This is a genomic window from Rhizobacter sp., from assembly GCF_046595475.1.
Taxonomy (GTDB): domain Bacteria; phylum Pseudomonadota; class Gammaproteobacteria; order Burkholderiales; family Burkholderiaceae_C; genus Rhizobacter.
This window is the reverse complement of sequence record NZ_JBKJOQ010000092.1, coordinates 1-14,765: the sequence shown is the minus strand read 5'-3', so window position 1 is coordinate 14,765 and position 14,765 is coordinate 1. Positions and strand designations below refer to the sequence as shown.

16 protein-coding genes are annotated in these 14,765 nt (G+C 64.3%); 8 read left to right on the top strand and 8 right to left on the bottom strand.

Annotated elements, in window-relative coordinates; all coding sequences use genetic code 11:
- The 6 genes from AC30QB_RS16665 to AC30QB_RS16640 all read right to left on the bottom strand — a co-directional run.
- The coding region (locus tag AC30QB_RS16665) for a histidinol dehydrogenase (protein ID WP_489547370.1) at positions 1–518 on the bottom strand (518 nt) is incomplete at its 3' end.
- Positions 519–535: 17 nt separating this feature from the next.
- Positions 536–1,177 carry an ATP phosphoribosyltransferase gene (gene hisG / locus AC30QB_RS16660; protein WP_489547369.1) on the bottom strand — a complete coding sequence of 214 codons (642 nt, stop codon included), beginning with the start codon at positions 1,175–1,177 and terminating at the stop codon, positions 536–538.
- 76 nt (positions 1,178–1,253) lie between these two features.
- Entirely contained in the window at positions 1,254–2,513 is a 1,260-nt protein-coding gene (gene murA / locus AC30QB_RS16655) for a UDP-N-acetylglucosamine 1-carboxyvinyltransferase (RefSeq protein WP_489547368.1), read from the bottom strand.
- 87 nt (positions 2,514–2,600) lie between these two features.
- Positions 2,601–2,870: a BolA family protein gene (locus AC30QB_RS16650; protein WP_489547367.1), complete on the bottom strand. Its 270-nt coding sequence runs from the start codon at positions 2,868–2,870 to the stop codon at positions 2,601–2,603.
- Positions 2,871–2,888: 18 nt separating this feature from the next.
- Complete coding sequence (locus AC30QB_RS16645) at positions 2,889–3,656, bottom strand: ABC transporter permease (protein ID WP_489547366.1); 768 nt, start codon at positions 3,654–3,656, stop codon at positions 2,889–2,891.
- Positions 3,653–4,558 (bottom strand): ABC transporter ATP-binding protein, encoded by a 906-nt coding sequence (locus AC30QB_RS16640; protein ID WP_489547365.1) that lies wholly within the window; start codon positions 4,556–4,558, stop codon positions 3,653–3,655. The genes AC30QB_RS16645 and AC30QB_RS16640 overlap by 4 nt, the downstream gene beginning before the upstream one ends.
- Before the next feature lie 94 nt (positions 4,559–4,652).
- Here AC30QB_RS16640 and AC30QB_RS16635 point away from each other — a divergent pair, with 94 nt between their 5' ends.
- A complete protein-coding gene (locus AC30QB_RS16635) occupies positions 4,653–5,327 on the top strand; it encodes a TetR/AcrR family transcriptional regulator (protein WP_489547364.1) in 675 nt (224 codons plus the stop codon).
- 12 nt (positions 5,328–5,339) lie between these two features.
- Positions 5,340–6,113 (top strand): hypothetical protein, encoded by a 774-nt coding sequence (locus AC30QB_RS16630; protein ID WP_489547363.1) that lies wholly within the window; start codon positions 5,340–5,342, stop codon positions 6,111–6,113.
- A 16-nt stretch (positions 6,114–6,129) separates the two neighbouring features.
- On the opposite strand, the gene glpK is transcribed toward AC30QB_RS16630, so the two are convergent.
- Both glpK and AC30QB_RS16620 read right to left on the bottom strand, forming a co-directional pair.
- A complete protein-coding gene (gene glpK, locus AC30QB_RS16625) occupies positions 6,130–7,632 on the bottom strand; it encodes a glycerol kinase GlpK (RefSeq protein WP_489547362.1) in 1,503 nt (500 codons plus the stop codon).
- Between the two features lie 6 nt (positions 7,633–7,638).
- The gene (locus AC30QB_RS16620) at positions 7,639–8,403 is read right to left on the bottom strand and encodes a DeoR/GlpR family DNA-binding transcription regulator (RefSeq protein ID WP_489547361.1); all 765 of its coding nucleotides are present in this window, start codon (positions 8,401–8,403) and stop codon (positions 7,639–7,641) included.
- A 197-nt stretch (positions 8,404–8,600) separates the two neighbouring features.
- On the opposite strand from AC30QB_RS16620, the gene glpD reads away from it, so the two are divergent.
- From glpD to AC30QB_RS16590, 6 genes are read left to right on the top strand one after another with little or no spacing between them, the layout of a single operon-like run.
- Positions 8,601–10,202 (top strand): glycerol-3-phosphate dehydrogenase, encoded by a 1,602-nt coding sequence (gene glpD, locus AC30QB_RS16615; protein ID WP_489547360.1) that lies wholly within the window; start codon positions 8,601–8,603, stop codon positions 10,200–10,202.
- A 25-nt stretch (positions 10,203–10,227) separates the two neighbouring features.
- Positions 10,228–11,382 carry an ABC transporter ATP-binding protein gene (locus tag AC30QB_RS16610; RefSeq protein WP_489547359.1) on the top strand — a complete coding sequence of 385 codons (1,155 nt, stop codon included), beginning with the start codon at positions 10,228–10,230 and terminating at the stop codon, positions 11,380–11,382.
- Between the two features lies 1 nt (position 11,383).
- Positions 11,384–12,502 (top strand): ABC transporter ATP-binding protein, encoded by a 1,119-nt coding sequence (locus AC30QB_RS16605; protein ID WP_489547358.1) that lies wholly within the window; start codon positions 11,384–11,386, stop codon positions 12,500–12,502.
- Positions 12,499–13,383 carry a carbohydrate ABC transporter permease gene (locus AC30QB_RS16600; protein WP_489547357.1) on the top strand — a complete coding sequence of 295 codons (885 nt, stop codon included), beginning with the start codon at positions 12,499–12,501 and terminating at the stop codon, positions 13,381–13,383. Before AC30QB_RS16605 ends, AC30QB_RS16600 begins: the two co-directional genes overlap by 4 nt.
- A complete protein-coding gene (locus AC30QB_RS16595) occupies positions 13,376–14,188 on the top strand; it encodes a carbohydrate ABC transporter permease (RefSeq protein ID WP_489547356.1) in 813 nt (270 codons plus the stop codon). Before AC30QB_RS16600 ends, AC30QB_RS16595 begins: the two co-directional genes overlap by 8 nt.
- A 16-nt stretch (positions 14,189–14,204) precedes the next feature.
- Positions 14,205–14,513, top strand: coding sequence for a DUF2160 domain-containing protein (locus AC30QB_RS16590; protein WP_489547355.1), 309 nt, complete (start codon positions 14,205–14,207; stop codon positions 14,511–14,513).
- Positions 14,514–14,765 lie beyond the last annotated feature (252 nt).

Genomic DNA, 14,765 nt, shown 5'->3' with positions numbered 1-14,765 from the left:
CCCTTGGGCGTGGGCACCACCATGATGATTTCACCCACACCCGCCACCTTGGCCGGCACCGCGCCCATCAGCACACTCGACGGGTAAGCCGCCTTGCCGCCCGGCACGTACATGCCCAAGCGGTCAATCGGCGTGACCTTCTGGCCCAGCAACGTGCCATCGGCGTCGCGGTAGCTCCATGAGCGGCCGCAGGCTTCGAGCTGGCGCTGGTGGTAGTCGCGCACGCGCTCGGCAGCGGCTTCAAGGGCGCTGCGTTGCTTGTGCGTGATGGCTGCGAGGGCGGCTTGCAACTCGGCTTGAGTGATCTCAAGCGCCGCCACTGACGACGCGGCGAGCCCATCAAAGCGCTGCGTGTATTCCAGCACCGCGGCATCGCCACGCACCCTGACGTCGTCAAGAATGACTGCCACCCGCTCTTCGATCGCATGGTCGGTTTCGGCGGACCAGTGCAACACGCGCTGAAACTGAGGCTCGAAATCGGCGGCGGTCGTGGTGAGCTGACGGACGTTGACGGTCATGGCTTTAGGGGGCAGGACTATTGAGCAGGGATGGCCGATGCAAACGCATCGATGATCTGGCGAATCGGATCGCGCTTGAGCTTGAGTGCGGCCTGGTTCACCACCAGGCGCGCTGAGATCTGCATGATCTCTTCCACTTCAACCAGGTGGTTGGCCTTGAGCGTGTTACCGGTCGACACGAGGTCGACGATGGCATCGGCCAGGCCGGTCAGCGGGGCGAGCTCCATCGAACCGTAGAGCTTGATCACGTCCACATGCACGCCCTTGTCGGCGAAGTGATCGCGCGCGCAGCTGGTGTACTTGGTGGCCACGCGCAGGCGCGAGCCCTGCTTCACGGCAGCGGCGTAATCGAAGTCGTCACGCACAGCCACGCTCATGCGGCACTTGGCGATGCGCAGGTCGAGCGGCTGGTACAGGCCTTGGCCACCGTGCTCTAGCAGGATGTCTTTGCCGGCCACACCGATGTCGGCACCGCCGTACTGCACGTAGGTGGGCACGTCGGTCGCGCGAACCAGCACCACACGCACGTCGGGGCGGGTGGTGCCGATGATCAGCTTGCGCGACTTCTCGGGGTCTTCGAGCACCTCGATGCCAGCGGCTTTGAGCAGCGGCAAGGTCTCTTCAAAAATACGTCCTTTGGACAAGGCAAGGGTAATCATCGCGCCCCCTGCCGAGCCGCCTCAAAGGGGGCGCACGCCCCCTTGGGGGGCAACGAACGATAGAGAGTGTGGGAGTTCATTTTGTTCGCTCTATGTCTGCGCCAATGCCGCGCAGCTTGGTTTCCATCTGGTCGTAACCGCGGTCCAGGTGATAGATGCGCTCGACCACCGTTTCGCCATCGGCTACCAAACCACCGATCACCAGACTGGCCGAGGCACGCAGGTCGGTGGCCATCACGGTCGCGCCCGACAAACGCTCGACGCCCTGCACCACCGCCGTGTGCCCGTCGACCTCGATCTTGGCGCCCAGCCGCACGAGCTCGTTCACGTGCATGAAGCGATTCTCGAAAATGGTTTCGGTGACTTTGGCGGTACCGCTCGCGATGCAGTTGAGCACCATGAATTGCGCCTGCATGTCGGTCGGGAAGGCGGGGTACTCGCTGGTGCGAAAGCCCACCGCACGCGGCCGCGTGTCGCTCTTCACGCGTATCCAGTCGGCGCCGGCCTCGATGCTGGCGCCTGCCTCACGCAGCTTGTCGATCACCGCATCAAGATGGTCGGCACGCGCGCGGCGCAGCACCACGTTGCCGCCGGCCGCAGCCACAGCGCACAGAAAGGTTCCAGCCTCTATGCGGTCGGGCACGATGCGATGGTTCGCCCCATGCAGACGCTCGACACCCTGAATGCGAATCTTGCTGGTGCCATGGCCCTGGATCTTGGCGCCCATGGCGATCAGCATCTCGGCCAGGTCGGGAATCTCGGGCTCTTGCGCGGCGTTTTCCAGCACCGTTTCGCCTTCAGCCAGCGTGGCGGCCATCATCAGATTTTCGGTGCCGGTCACAGTCACCATGTCGGTGGTGATGCGCGCGCCTTTGAGCCGCTTGGCGCGGGCCAGGATGTAGCCGTGCTCCACCGTGATCTCGGCGCCCATCGCCTGCATGCCCTTGATGTGCTGGTCAACCGGCCGCGAGCCGATGGCGCAACCACCGGGCAACGACACCTTGGCTTCGCCAAAGCGCGCCAGCAGCGGGCCCAGCACCAAGATGGAAGCGCGCATGGTCTTCACCAAATCGTAAGTCGCCTCGTGCGAGTTCACGGTCGACGCATTGATCGACACGCTGTCGGGTTGTGCCTCGCTGCGCTCAGCGCCCGCGCCCAGCATGCGCAGCAGCTTGATGGTGGTGTTGACGTCTTGCAGGCGCGGCACGTTGGTGAGCGTCACCGGATCGGTGGTGAGCAACGCGGCGCACAGCTCGGGCAGCGCAGCGTTTTTGGCGCCCGAGATCGTGACTTCGCCTTCAAGCCGGCGACCACCGCGAATCAGAAGTTTGTCCATGAGCGTGTTTCCTTGCCCCATGCCCGCCCCGGCTAACCGAACCCGCTGGCGCAGGCTCGCCAGCCGCAGTGAACACTGCGGCGGGTTTCAGTGGTGGTGGGTAGTGGCCGGAGCCGGGCTTGCAGCCCACTCAACCGGGGTCAGCGTCTTCATGGACAGGGCGTGGATTTGCTCGCGCATTCTATCGCCCAGCGCCTGGTACACACGCTGGTGGCGCGCCACGCGGCTCTTGCCTTCAAACTCGGCCGACACGATGGTGGCGAAGAAGTGGCGGCCGTCACCCTCAACCTGCAAGTGCTCGCAGGCCAGGCCTTGCGCGATGTAGCGCTCGACTTCGGAGGGGGTGGGGTCTGCCATGGTGACGAGGATTATCTCTTAGCTTCGAATCTTGTAGCCTATGCGCAGCAGGTGCAGGCACAGGACGCAGACGATTGCGAGGCTCGTGGCCACGATCGAGAAGCTGATCCACGGCGACACATCGCTCACCCCGAAGAAGCCATGCCGAAAGCCGTCGATCATGTAGAAGAACGGGTTCAGGTGGCTCACGCCTTGCCAGAAGGGCGGCAGCGACTTGATCGAATAGAACACGCCCGACAGAAAGGTCATGGGCATGATGATGAAGTTCTGGAAGGCCGCGATCTGCTCGAACTTCTCGGCCCAGAGGCCCGCCACCAAGCCCAGCGCGCCCATCATGGCGGCACCGCACAGCGTGAAGACGATGATCCACAACGGGTTGGCCACGGGCGGCGGCGCAAACCACACCGTCACCAGCAAGACACCCGTACCCACCACCAGGCCGCGCACGACCGAAGCGCCTACATAAGCCACGAACCAAGCCCAGTGGCTGAGCGGCGTGACCAGCAGGAAGACAAGGTTGCCGGTGATCTTGCTCTGGATCAGCGACGAGCTGCTGTTGGCGAATGCGTTTTGCAACACGCTCATCATCACCAGGCCAGGGATGAGAAAGCTGGTGTAGCCCACCTCGCCAAACACCTTGACCCGGCCCTCGAGCACGTGGCCGAAGATCAGCAAATACAGCACGGCTGTGAGCACCGGCGCGGCCACGGTCTGGAAGCTGACCTTGTAGAAGCGCAGCATCTCTTTGTAGAACAGGGTGCGTGCGCCGGAGAGACGAACCATCATGCGGGCACCTTCATGATCTCCAGGAAGACGTCTTCCAAATCAGCGCGGCCGATCTCCAGGTCTTCAGGCCGGCAGCCCGCGGCGCGCAAGGTGGCCAACACCTGCTCCACTTCCGCCGCGTCATGTGCCGTCACCTGCACGATGCGCCCGGTGACCCGCGATTGCGCCGCCAGCGAAGCGGGCAGTGCCGCATCCATCTTGAACCGCATCATCGTGCTGGCCGTGCCCGCCAACAGCGCCGAGGTGCGGTCTAGCGCCACCACGCGGCCCTGCTTGAGCATGGCGATGCGACCGCACAACGCCTCAGCCTCTTCCAGGTAGTGCGTGGTCAGCAGCACGGTGTGACCTTCCTTGTTGAGGCGGGCGACAAACTGCCACAGCGTTTGGCGCAACTCCACGTCTACACCCGCGGTCGGCTCGTCGAGCACGATCACCGGCGGGCGGTGCACCAGCGCCTGGGCGACCAGCACGCGGCGTTTCATGCCACCCGAGAGCTGACGCATGTTGGCATTCGCCTTGTCGGCAAGCCCCAGGCCCTGCAGCAGCTCGTCGATCCAGGCGCCGTTGTTGCGCACGCCAAAGTAGCCGCTCTGGATGACCAGCGATTCGCGCACGCTGAAGAAGGGGTCGAACACCAGCTCTTGGGGCACGATGCCCAGGCGCTTGCGGGCTTCGGCGTAATCGGCCACCACGTCGTGGCCGTGCACAGCCACCTGGCCGCCAGTGGCACGGCTCAAGCCCGCGAGGATGCTGATCAGCGTGGTCTTGCCGGCGCCGTTGGGCCCGAGCAGGCCGAAGAATTCACCGGGCTGGATGTCGAAGCTCACACCATCGAGGGCGCGCACTTCGCGGCCGGCGGCTGAGTAGGTCTTGCTGACGTTCTGGAAGGAAATGGCTGGCATGGAGCGCGCGATTGTAGGCAGGCAGCTCTTTTCTCGCTGGCGGTGAAACGGGCGTCTGGTGCTAGATTCGCCGCCAGAGACAAAAGAGACAAAAATGGCCCCTCCCCCGAAGAAGCCGCGCCGCACCGCCGAGCGCATTCTGGAAGTGACGCTGGCGCTGTTCAACCGCTTCGGCGAGCCCAACGTCTCCACCACGCTGATCTCGGCCGAGCTCAACATCAGCCCGGGCAATCTCTATTACCACTACCCCGCCAAAGACGAGCTGATCAACTCGCTCTTCACCCGCTACGAAGAGGCACTCAACCAGCTGCTGCACGCAGCAGACGACGTGCGCAACGTCGAAGATGCCTGGCTCTTCTTCCACATGCTGTTCGAGCTGATCTGGCAGTACCGCTTTCTCTACCGCGACCTGAATGATCTGCTGAGCAAGAACCGCAAGCTGGAGACGCAGTTCCAGGCCGTGCTGAAGAACAAGTCTCACGCCGTACAGAGCGTGCTCCGCGGCATGTCGCGTGGCAACGCCATCCAGATCACCCCCGGCGCGGCCGAGCCCACCGCCACTGCCATGGTGGTGGTGCTGACCTACTGGCTCAGCTACGAATATGTGCGTGACCCGCGCAATGCACTCGAGCCCGAGAGCGCTGGTGCCGCCTTGCTGCGCGGCGCCTTCCATGTGCTCAGCCTGCTGATGCCCTACCTCGAAGCCGGCCAACGCGAGCACCTGCTCGGCCTGGTCGGTCACTATCAAAAATCAGACCCGAAGCCCTAAGGAGACAACGCCATGGCCAAGTGGACCGCCTTCCCCTACGACGCAGCCGAATACACCTACGACGCCGCCACCCTGAAGAAGAAGTGGGCGCGGCTGCACGCCGGTGATGCCGAGCCGCTGCCGAAAGACGACAACGTGCTGGCTGCCTGGGCGCTGTTCCATGCCGGCGAATTCCAGAAGGCCACCGAGGCCGGGCTGAAAGCCGGTGGCGCAGGCATCACGGTCGCCAACAAGGCGCAGTCCATCTACGCCAACTACCTGGAGAAGAGCGAGAAGACCAAGTTCGCACTGTTCCTCGAAGTGGCCGGCCGCGCCGATGCGCAAGCCGCCGAAGACCCGAAGAACGCCAATGCCCATTACCAGATCGCCTACTCGCTGGGCCGCTACAGCCAGGGCATCAGCGTGGCCAAGGCGCTCGCGCAAGGCCTGGGCAGCAAGGTGAAAACCGCACTCGAAACCGCCATCAAGCTAAGCCCCAAGCACGCTGATGCGCACATCACGCTGGGCGCCTTCCATGCCGAGGTGATCGACAAGGTGGGCTCGCTGCTGGGCCGCACTCAAGGCGCCAGCAAAGACGCCGGCCTCACCATGTTCAAGACCGCGCTCAAGCTCAACCCCACGTCGGCCATCGCCATGGTCGAGTACGCCAACGGGCTGGTCATGCTCGATGGCGACAAGAAGATGAAAGAAGCCGAAAAGCTCTACGCCGACGCGGCCGCCTGTGAGCCACTCGATGCAATGGAGCGGCTCGACGTGGAGATGGCCAAGGCCGAGCTGGAAGACTGACTGAGTGGCCGACTGATCAGGCCGCGGTGGCCTTGCGCACCGCGTGCTCCCACTGTGCCATCAGCTCGCCGGCGCGCGCACGCGACATGGTCGGGCGAAAGGTGCGGTCGACCTGCCACTGCGCGCCCAGCTGGTCGAGGTTGCTGTACACGCCACTCGACAAGCCGGCCAAGTAGGCCGCGCCAAGCGCGGTGGTCTCGATGACCTTGGGGCGCACCACCGGAATGCCGAGCAAGTCGGCCTGTATCTGCATCAGCAGGTTGTTGACGCAAGCGCCGCCATCCACCCGCAGCTCGGCCACCGGTGAGCCGCCCGCTGCCACCGCATCGCGGCTCATGGCCTGCAACAGCGCCGCACTCTGGAAGGCAATGCTCTCGAGCGCCGCGCGTGCGATGTGGGCCACGGTGGTGCCCCGCGTGAGGCCCACGATGGCGCCGCGCGCATCGGCGTTCCAGTAGGGCGCGCCCAGACCGGTGAAGGCCGGCACAAACATCACGCCGCCGCTGTCGGGCACGCTCTCGGCGAGCTGCTGCACCTCGCCGCTGGCCTTGATGGCATGCAGGCCGTCACGCAACCACTGCACCACGGCGCCACCGATGAAGACACTGCCTTCGAGCGCGAACTCGGGTGTGGTCGTGGGTTGCGCAGCGCTGGTGGTGATGAGGCCATTGGTCGACGTTTGAAACTGCGCCCCGGTGTGCATCAGCATGAAGCAGCCGGTGCCGTAGGTGTTTTTCGCAAGGCCGGCCTTGAAACAGGCCTGGCCGAAGAGCGCACTCTGCTGGTCGCCTGCAATGCCGCCGATGGGGATGGCGGCGCCCAGTATGTTGGCCGTGGTGTGGCCGTAGACATGGCTGGAGGGATGCACCGCTGGCAGCAGCTCGCGCGGCACATTGAGTATCTTCAGCAACTCGTCGTCCCACTCGTTCTTGTGCACATTGAGCATCAGCGTGCGCGAGGCGTTGCTCACGTCGGTGGCGTGCACTTGCCCACCGGTGAGGTGCCACATCAGCCACGAATCGACAGTGCCGAAGGCCAGCTCGCCCCGGGTTGCCGCGGCGCGCGCACCGGGCACGGTGTCGAGTATCCATTTCAGCTTGGTGCCGGAGAAGTAGGCGTCGATGATGAGGCCGGTCTTCTCGCGGAAGGTGGGCTCCAGCCCCTTGGCCCGCAGCTCGGCGCACACGGGCTCCATGCGGCGGTCTTGCCAGACGATGGCGTTGTAGATGGGCTCACCGGTCTTGCGGTTCCACACCAGCGTGGTTTCGCGCTGGTTGGTGATGCCGATGGAGGCGATGTCTTTCGCGCTGAGCCCGGCGTTGGCGAGCGCTTCTTTCGCAGTGGCGAGTTGCGACTCCCAAATCTCCTTGGGGTCGTGCTCGACCCAGCCCGGCTGCGGGTAGATCTGGCGGAACTCGCGCTGCGCCATCGCGACGATGTGGCCGTGTTCGTCGAAGACGATGCTGCGCGAGCTGGAGGTGCCTTGGTCCAGGGCGAGGAGGTAGGTGGGTTTGCTCATGCTCGATCACTCCGCCACTTCACATTGAACCCCTGCCTCGTTGAGCAGCGCCGGAAACGGCTCCGGCGGCCTCGTGTCCGTGAACAGCATGTCCACCTCATTCAAACCCGCCAGCTTCACCATCGCCGGCCGGTTGAACTTCGAATGGTCGGCCGCCAGCCACACCTCGCGCGAGTGCTCGATGATGGCGCGCGCCACCTTCACCTCGCGATAGTCGAAGTCACGCAAGGTGCCGTCGTCTTCTATGCCCGAGATGCCGATCAGCCCGATGTCAACCTTGAACTGGCTGATGAAATCGACCGTCACCTCGCCCACGATGCCGCGGTCACGCGAGCGCACCACGCCACCCGCCACGATCACCTCGCAGGCAGGGTTGTCGCTCAGGATGGCCGCCACGTTCAAATTGTTGGTGATGACCCGCAAGCCCTTGTGGTGCAGCAGCTCGCGCGCAATCGCCTCGGTCGTGGTGCCGATGTTGATGATCAGCGAGCAGCCCTCCGGCACCATCTGCGCCACGCGGCGCGCAATGCGCTGCTTGGCCTGCTCGTTGAGCTGCTGGCGTTGCCGGTAGGCGATGTTCTCGGTGGTCGAGCTGGGCAGCCGCACACCGCCGTGAAAGCGCGCCAGCAGCCCGGCTTCGGCCAGTTGCTTCACGTCGCGCCGCACGGTTTGCAGCGTCACGCCGAACTGGTCGGCCAACGCCTCCACCGACAGCGCGCCGCGCGCGCGTACTTCCTGAAGCAACAAGGCTTGTCTGGGGTTGGGTGTCATGCGCAATGAGTCGATTTTTGGTGGCGAGCGTAGCGGATCGGGATGAACCCGAAATGCTGGATTGCGAGCTTGCGTGGTTTTCGTTTGTCGGCTAAAAAGAAAAAAGAGGAAAACAAACGAACACAAACCGAACATGGTTGTGATGGAATCGGCAGCCTGAAGCGCAACGGAGCGCCCAGGCCCAGGAGACAGACAGCTTGAATCACCCGCACCCGGGCACCGCCGACACGGCCCCCACGGATCGCCAGACCCCTGCCGAGCAAACCTGCGATGTGCTCATCGTGGGCGGCGGTATCAATGGCGCCGGCATTGCGCGAGACCTCGCGGGGCGCGGCCTGCGCGTTGTGTTGTGTGAGAAAGACGACCTGGCAGCGCACACCTCGTCGTCTTCGACCAAGCTGGTTCACGGCGGGCTGCGCTATCTGGAGTACTACGAGTTCTCGTTGGTGCGCAAGGCGCTGGCTGAGCGCGAGGTGCTGCTCAAGAGCGCACCCCACATCATGTGGCCGCTGCGCTTCGTGATGCCACACGACCCGCGCTCCAGCTTCCTGCGGCCGGCATGGCTGATCCGCATAGGCCTCTTCCTTTACGACCACCTCGCCAAGCGCGAGGTGCTGCCGGGCTCGCAGGGCATCGACATGCGCGAGCACCCCGCCGGTAAGCCGTTGAAGCCGCAGTTCACCAAAGGTTTTGTCTACTCCGATGGTTGGGTCGACGATGCACGGCTGGTGGTGCTCAATGCCATCGATGCCGCCGAGCGGGGCGCAACAGTGCTCACCGGCTGGCGCTGTGTCGATGCCCAGCGCAACGCCACCGGCTGGCAGATGCAGTTGCAAGACGCACAAGGCGCGCGCCGCAAGGTCAGCGCGCGGGCGCTGGTTAATGCCGCCGGCCCGTGGGCCGCGCAGTTCCTGCAAGAGCACGCCCACTTGCACGAGTCGAAGACGCTGCGCCTGGTGAAAGGCAGCCACATCGTGGTGAAGAAGCTCTTCGACCACGACCACGCCTACATCTTCCAGAACCCCGACCGCCGCATCATCTTTGCCATCCCTTACGAAGGCGAGTTCACACTCATCGGCACCACCGACGTGGAGCACGACGGCGCGGTGGGCCAAGCCCGCATCAACGACAGCGAGATCGCCTACCTGTGTGAGCAGGCGAGCCGCTATTTCGCCAAGCCCGTGACACCCGCCGACGTGGTGTGGACCTACGCCGGCGTGCGCCCACTGCTGGGCGACGAGACCAGCGACGCCTCGGCCGTCACGCGTGACTACCAGCTCGATTTCGACACTGAGCAGGCGCCGCTGCTCACCGTGTGGGGCGGCAAGATCACCACCTTCCGCAAGCTCGCCGAAGAGGCCGCCGATGGCCTGTGCCATCACATGGGCGTGAAGCACAAGGCGTGGACGGCAGGTGCCTTTCTGCCCGGCGGTGACCTCAGCGCCTGGATCGGCCCGGCCGTGCGGCCCGATGCCGACTTCGAGCGCTTCGATGCTGCACTCGCGCGGCAACACCCACAGTGGCCTGCTGCCGTGCGCCGCCACCTCGCACGCTGCTATGGGGCGCGCATCAACAAGGTCGTCGGCGCCGAAGGCCTGGGCGAAGAAGTGGCCCCCGGCCTCTACGAAGCCGAGCTCAACTACCTGCACGACCACGAATGGGCGCGCACAGCCGACGACGTGCTGTGGCGCCGCACCAAGCTCGGCCTGCACATGAGCGTGGCCGATCGTGAACGCGTGGCCCGCTGGTGCGAGGCCCGCTGGCAGATCAACCAAGAACCCGTGGAGATGAAAGCGTGAGCGCTGTGACGAAAAGGAAAGTCAGATGGAGCTGAGCCTGGAGCGGGTCGACAAGCAGGTGGGCCCGCAGACCCACCTGTACCCGCTGGACCTGAGCCTGGTGCCCGGCGCCGTGACGGTGCTGCTGGGCGCCACGCAAGCGGGCAAGACCACGCTGATGCGGCTGATGGCCGGCCTGGACGTGCCCAGCAAGGGCGTGGTGCGCGTCGACGGCAAAGACGTGACCGGCATGCCGGTGCGCGATCGCAACGTGTCCATGGTCTACCAGCAGTTCATCAACTACCCATCGATGACGGTGTTCGACAACATCGCTTCGCCGCTCAAGCTGCGACGCGACAAGGGTATCGCCGAGCGCGTGAACGAGCTGGCCGCCAAGCTGCACATCGAGCCGTTTCTCAAGCGCCTTCCGGCCGAGCTGTCCGGTGGCCAGCAGCAGCGTGTGGCCTTGGCCCGCGCACTGGCCAAGAACGCACCGCTGATGCTGCTCGACGAGCCGCTGGTAAACCTCGACTACAAGCTGCGCGAAGAGCTGCGCGACGAGCTGACCCAGCTCTTTGCCGCCGGCAACTCGACCGTGGTCTACGCCACCACAGAGCCCACCGAAGCCCTGCTGCTGGGGGGCTACACCGCGGTGATGGACGCCGGCGAGCTGCTGCAGTACGGCCCCACGGCCGAGGTGTTCCACCGGCCCAAATCGATCCGCGTGGCGCGCGCCTTCAGCGACCCGCCCATGAACCTGATCAACAGCGCCGAGAGCACCACCGTTCAAACCGCACACGACACCGTTCGGGCTGACCACAACAACGTTCTGGCTGACCACAACGCCGTTCGCGCTGAACACAACTCCGTTCGGGCTGAGCTTGTCGAAGCCCTGCGACAAGCCCAGGGCGAACGGATGCACGGCGACGCCTTCACCCTCGGCGTGCGCGCCAGCGCTCTGCATGTCAACCAACGCCCCGGCGACGTGGCCTTGCCCGGCAAGGTCGAGCTGGCCGAGATCTCCGGCTCCGACACCTTCGTGCACGTGGACACCCCCGTGGGCGAGCTCGTCGCTCAGCTCACCGGCGTGCACTTCTTCGACCTGGGCGCACCCATCACGCTTTACCTGAACCCCGAGCACGTGCACGTGTTCGACTCGGCCGGCGCATTGCTCGTGGCGCCTGCGAAAGGGGGGCTCTGACATGGCCCGCATCGACCTCGATCTGGCGCACGCCTACCGCCCGAATCCGCAGAAGGATGAGGACTACGCATTGCTGCCGCTGAAGATGAGCTTCCGCGATGGCGGCGCCTATGCCCTGCTAGGCCCCTCGGGCTGCGGCAAGACCACGCTGCTCAACATCGTCTCCGGCCTCGTCACGCCCTCGCAGGGCACGGTGAAGTTTGACGGCGTGGACATGACGCGCAAGACACCGCAGCAGCGCAACATCGCCCAGGTGTTCCAGTTCCCCGTCATCTACGACACCATGACGGTGGCCGAGAACCTGGCCTTCCCACTGAAGAACCGCGGCGTCGCGCCCGACAAGATCAAGCAGCGCGTCGGCCAGATCGCCGAGATGCTGGAAATGAGCGGCCAGCTCAATGTGCGCGCCGCCGGCCTGGCGGCCGACGCCAAGCAGAAGATCTCGCTCGGCCGCGGCCTCGTGCGCGAAGACGTGAGCGCGGTGCTCTTCGATGAGCCGCTCACCGTGATCGACCCGCACTTGAAATGGCAGCTGCGCCGCAAGCTCAAGCAGATTCACCACGAGCTGAAGCTCACGCTCATCTACGTGACGCACGACCAGGTCGAAGCACTCACCTTCGCCGAAGAAGTGGTCGTGATGACACGCGGCCGCGCGGTGCAGATCGGCTCTGCCGACCAGCTCTTCGAGCGGCCCGCGCACACCTTCGTGGGCCACTTCATCGGCTCGCCGGGCATGAACTTTTTGCCGGCGCGGTGGAACGGCAGCCACGTGGAAGTGGGCGGGCATGCCCTAGAGGTGACGGCCGACACGGCACCGCTGCAGGCGGCGGGCAGCTTCACGCTCGGCGTGCGGCCCGAATACGTTTCGCTGGTTGAGGCGAGCGATGCCGGTGCCTTGCCAGGCGAGGTAGCGCAGCGCCAAGACGTTGGCACCTACTGGCTGCTCACCGTGCGCTGCGACGGCGCGACGCTGCGTGTGCGGCTGGGCGCCGAAGCGTCACCGCCGGCGGTGGGTGACAAGGTGTGGCTCAAGGTCACCGGGTCTCACACCTGCTACTACGGCCAAAACGAGCAGCTCATCACCAGCTCAGGCATGCCGGTTTCGGAGGCGCTCGCATGAAACCCGTCAACCAGAAAGCCTGGTTCCTCATACTCCCCGTCATTCTCTGCGTGGCCTTCTCGGCCATCCTGCCGCTGATGACGGTGGTGAACTACTCCGTGCAAGACATCATCTCGCCCGAGCGCCGCGTGTTCGTGGGCACCGAGTGGTTCAAGTCGGTGATGCGCGACGACGAATTGCTCGAAGCACTGATCCGCCAGATGGGCTTCTCGCTCTCGGTGTTGCTGGTCGAGATACCGCTCGGCATCTGCCTCGCGCTCTCGATGCCGGCGCAGGGCTGGAAATCGTCTGCCGTGCTGGTACTGGTGGCCATCTCGCTGCTGATCCCCTGGAACGTGGTTGGCACCATCTGGCAGATCTACGGCCGCACCGACATTGGCCTGATGGGCGCGGCGCTCGCCAAGCTGGGCATCGACTACAGCTACACCGGCAGCGCCACCGATGCGTGGCTCACCGTGCTGGTGATGGACGTGTGGCACTGGACGCCCCTGGTCGCGCTGCTGTGCTTCGCAGGGCTGCGCGCCATTCCCGACGCCTACTACCAGGCCGCGCGCATTGACGGCGCCAGCAAGCCCGCGGTGTTCCGCTACATCCAGCTGCCCAAGCTTCGCGGCGTGCTGATGATCGCCGTGCTGCTGCGCTTCATGGACAGCTTCATGATCTACACCGAGCCCTTCGTGCTCACTGGCGGCGGGCCGGGCAATGCCACCACTTTCTTGTCGCAGTACCTCACGCAGAAGGCGGTTGGCCAATTCGACTTGGGCCCGGCTGCGGCCTTCTCGCTGATCTACTTTTTGATCATCTTGTTGCTCTGCTTCATCCTCTACAACTGGATGCAGCGCGTGGGCACGGCCAGCACGGAAGGAGCTCAACATGGATGAGCGCCGCTTCAAGAAGCGCACGATCTTCCTGCTCGCTTACCTGCTGTTCGCCATCTTGCCGGTGTACTGGATGGTCAACATGTCGTTCAAGACGAACGAAGAGATCCTCTCTGTCTTCAGCATGTGGCCGCATGCCTTCACCTGGGACAACTACAAGGTCATCTTCACCGACGAGAGCTGGTACTCGGGCTACATCAACTCGATGATCTACGTGGCCATCAACACGGTGATCTCGCTGCTGGTGGCGCTGCCGGCCGCCTACGCTTTCTCGCGCTATTCGTTCCTCGGCGACAAACACGTGTTCTTCTGGTTGCTGACGAACCGCATGACACCGCCGGCCGTGTTCCTGCTGCCGTTCTTCCAGCTCTACACCACGCTCGGCCTGATGGACACGCACATCGCGGTGGCGCTCGCGCACCTGCTGTTCAACGTGCCGCTGGCGGTGTGGATTCTCGAAGGCTTCATGAGCGGCATCCCGCGCGAGATCGACGAGACCGCCTACATCGACGGGTACTCGTTCCCGCGCTTCTTCCTGACCATCTTCATCCCGCTGATCAAGGCCGGCGTGGGCGTCGCGGCGTTCTTCTGCTTCATGTTCAGCTGGGTCGAGTTGCTCATGGCGCGCACCTTGACGAGTGTCAACGCCAAGCCGATCGTGGCAGTGATGACACGCACCGTCTCCGCCTCGGGCATGGACTGGGGCGTGCTCGCCGCGGCCGGCGCGCTGACGATCGTTCCCGGTGCCATCGTGATCTGGTTCGTGCGGCACTACATCGCGAAGGGTTTCGCGATGGGTCGCGTCTGAAAAGGGAGTCGCCAAGATGTTTGCCTGGATGGCCTGGACCACGCCTGTCGCGGTGTTCTTCTTCTGCATCGCGCTGATGCTGATCGTCATGACGGTGTGGGAGCTCAAGTCACCGACCGTCGCGCGCAGGGGTTTTCTGCCGATCACCACGACGCGCGGCGATCGGCTCTTCATCGGGCTGTTGAGCGCAGCGTACGTCAACCTGGGCTTTGTCGCGGTCAGCGAAAGGATGATCAGCTGGTTCGGCCTGGAGTCGGAACCATCGATCTGGATCAGCTTTGTCGTCTCGATGCTGCTGCTGGCCGTGGTCATCCGCAAAGGATAGTTTTTTTGAAGAGGCAGCCGGTCAGTCCTTCCCAGCCGGCCTGTCATGACGTCAACGGGAAGCACTTGAGGAGACACACATGAAATTGCGCTTGAATGCTGTGGCCTTTGCCGCTGCCGCTCTGGTCATCGGCCAGGGCGCATGGGCAGACGAAGCCGCCGCGAAGAAATGGATCGATGCCGAGTTCCAGCCGTCGACGCTGAACAAGGATCAGCAGATGGCCGAGATGAAATGGTTCATCGAGGCCGCGAA

What these genes read in the sequence shown, in the direction of transcription:
- AC30QB_RS16595 (WP_489547356.1), top strand. Translation starts at nt 13,376, where the DNA reads ATGGATGAGCGCCGCTTCAAGAAGCGCACGATCTTCCTGCTCGCTTAC.
- hisG (WP_489547369.1), bottom strand. Translation starts at nt 1,177, where the DNA reads ATGATTACCCTTGCCTTGTCCAAAGGACGTATTTTTGAAGAGACCTTG.
- AC30QB_RS16610 (WP_489547359.1), top strand. Translation starts at nt 10,228, where the DNA reads ATGGAGCTGAGCCTGGAGCGGGTCGACAAGCAGGTGGGCCCGCAGACC.
- AC30QB_RS16650 (WP_489547367.1), bottom strand. Translation starts at nt 2,870, where the DNA reads ATGGCAGACCCCACCCCCTCCGAAGTCGAGCGCTACATCGCGCAAGGC.
- AC30QB_RS16590 (WP_489547355.1), top strand. Translation starts at nt 14,205, where the DNA reads ATGTTTGCCTGGATGGCCTGGACCACGCCTGTCGCGGTGTTCTTCTTC.
- AC30QB_RS16640 (WP_489547365.1), bottom strand. Translation starts at nt 4,558, where the DNA reads ATGCCAGCCATTTCCTTCCAGAACGTCAGCAAGACCTACTCAGCCGCC.
- AC30QB_RS16635 (WP_489547364.1), top strand. Translation starts at nt 4,653, where the DNA reads ATGGCCCCTCCCCCGAAGAAGCCGCGCCGCACCGCCGAGCGCATTCTG.
- AC30QB_RS16620 (WP_489547361.1), bottom strand. Translation starts at nt 8,403, where the DNA reads ATGACACCCAACCCCAGACAAGCCTTGTTGCTTCAGGAAGTACGCGCG.
- AC30QB_RS16600 (WP_489547357.1), top strand. Translation starts at nt 12,499, where the DNA reads ATGAAACCCGTCAACCAGAAAGCCTGGTTCCTCATACTCCCCGTCATT.
- AC30QB_RS16630 (WP_489547363.1), top strand. Translation starts at nt 5,340, where the DNA reads ATGGCCAAGTGGACCGCCTTCCCCTACGACGCAGCCGAATACACCTAC.
- murA (WP_489547368.1), bottom strand. Translation starts at nt 2,513, where the DNA reads ATGGACAAACTTCTGATTCGCGGTGGTCGCCGGCTTGAAGGCGAAGTC.
- glpK (WP_489547362.1), bottom strand. Translation starts at nt 7,632, where the DNA reads ATGAGCAAACCCACCTACCTCCTCGCCCTGGACCAAGGCACCTCCAGC.
- AC30QB_RS16605 (WP_489547358.1), top strand. Translation starts at nt 11,384, where the DNA reads ATGGCCCGCATCGACCTCGATCTGGCGCACGCCTACCGCCCGAATCCG.
- AC30QB_RS16645 (WP_489547366.1), bottom strand. Translation starts at nt 3,656, where the DNA reads ATGATGGTTCGTCTCTCCGGCGCACGCACCCTGTTCTACAAAGAGATG.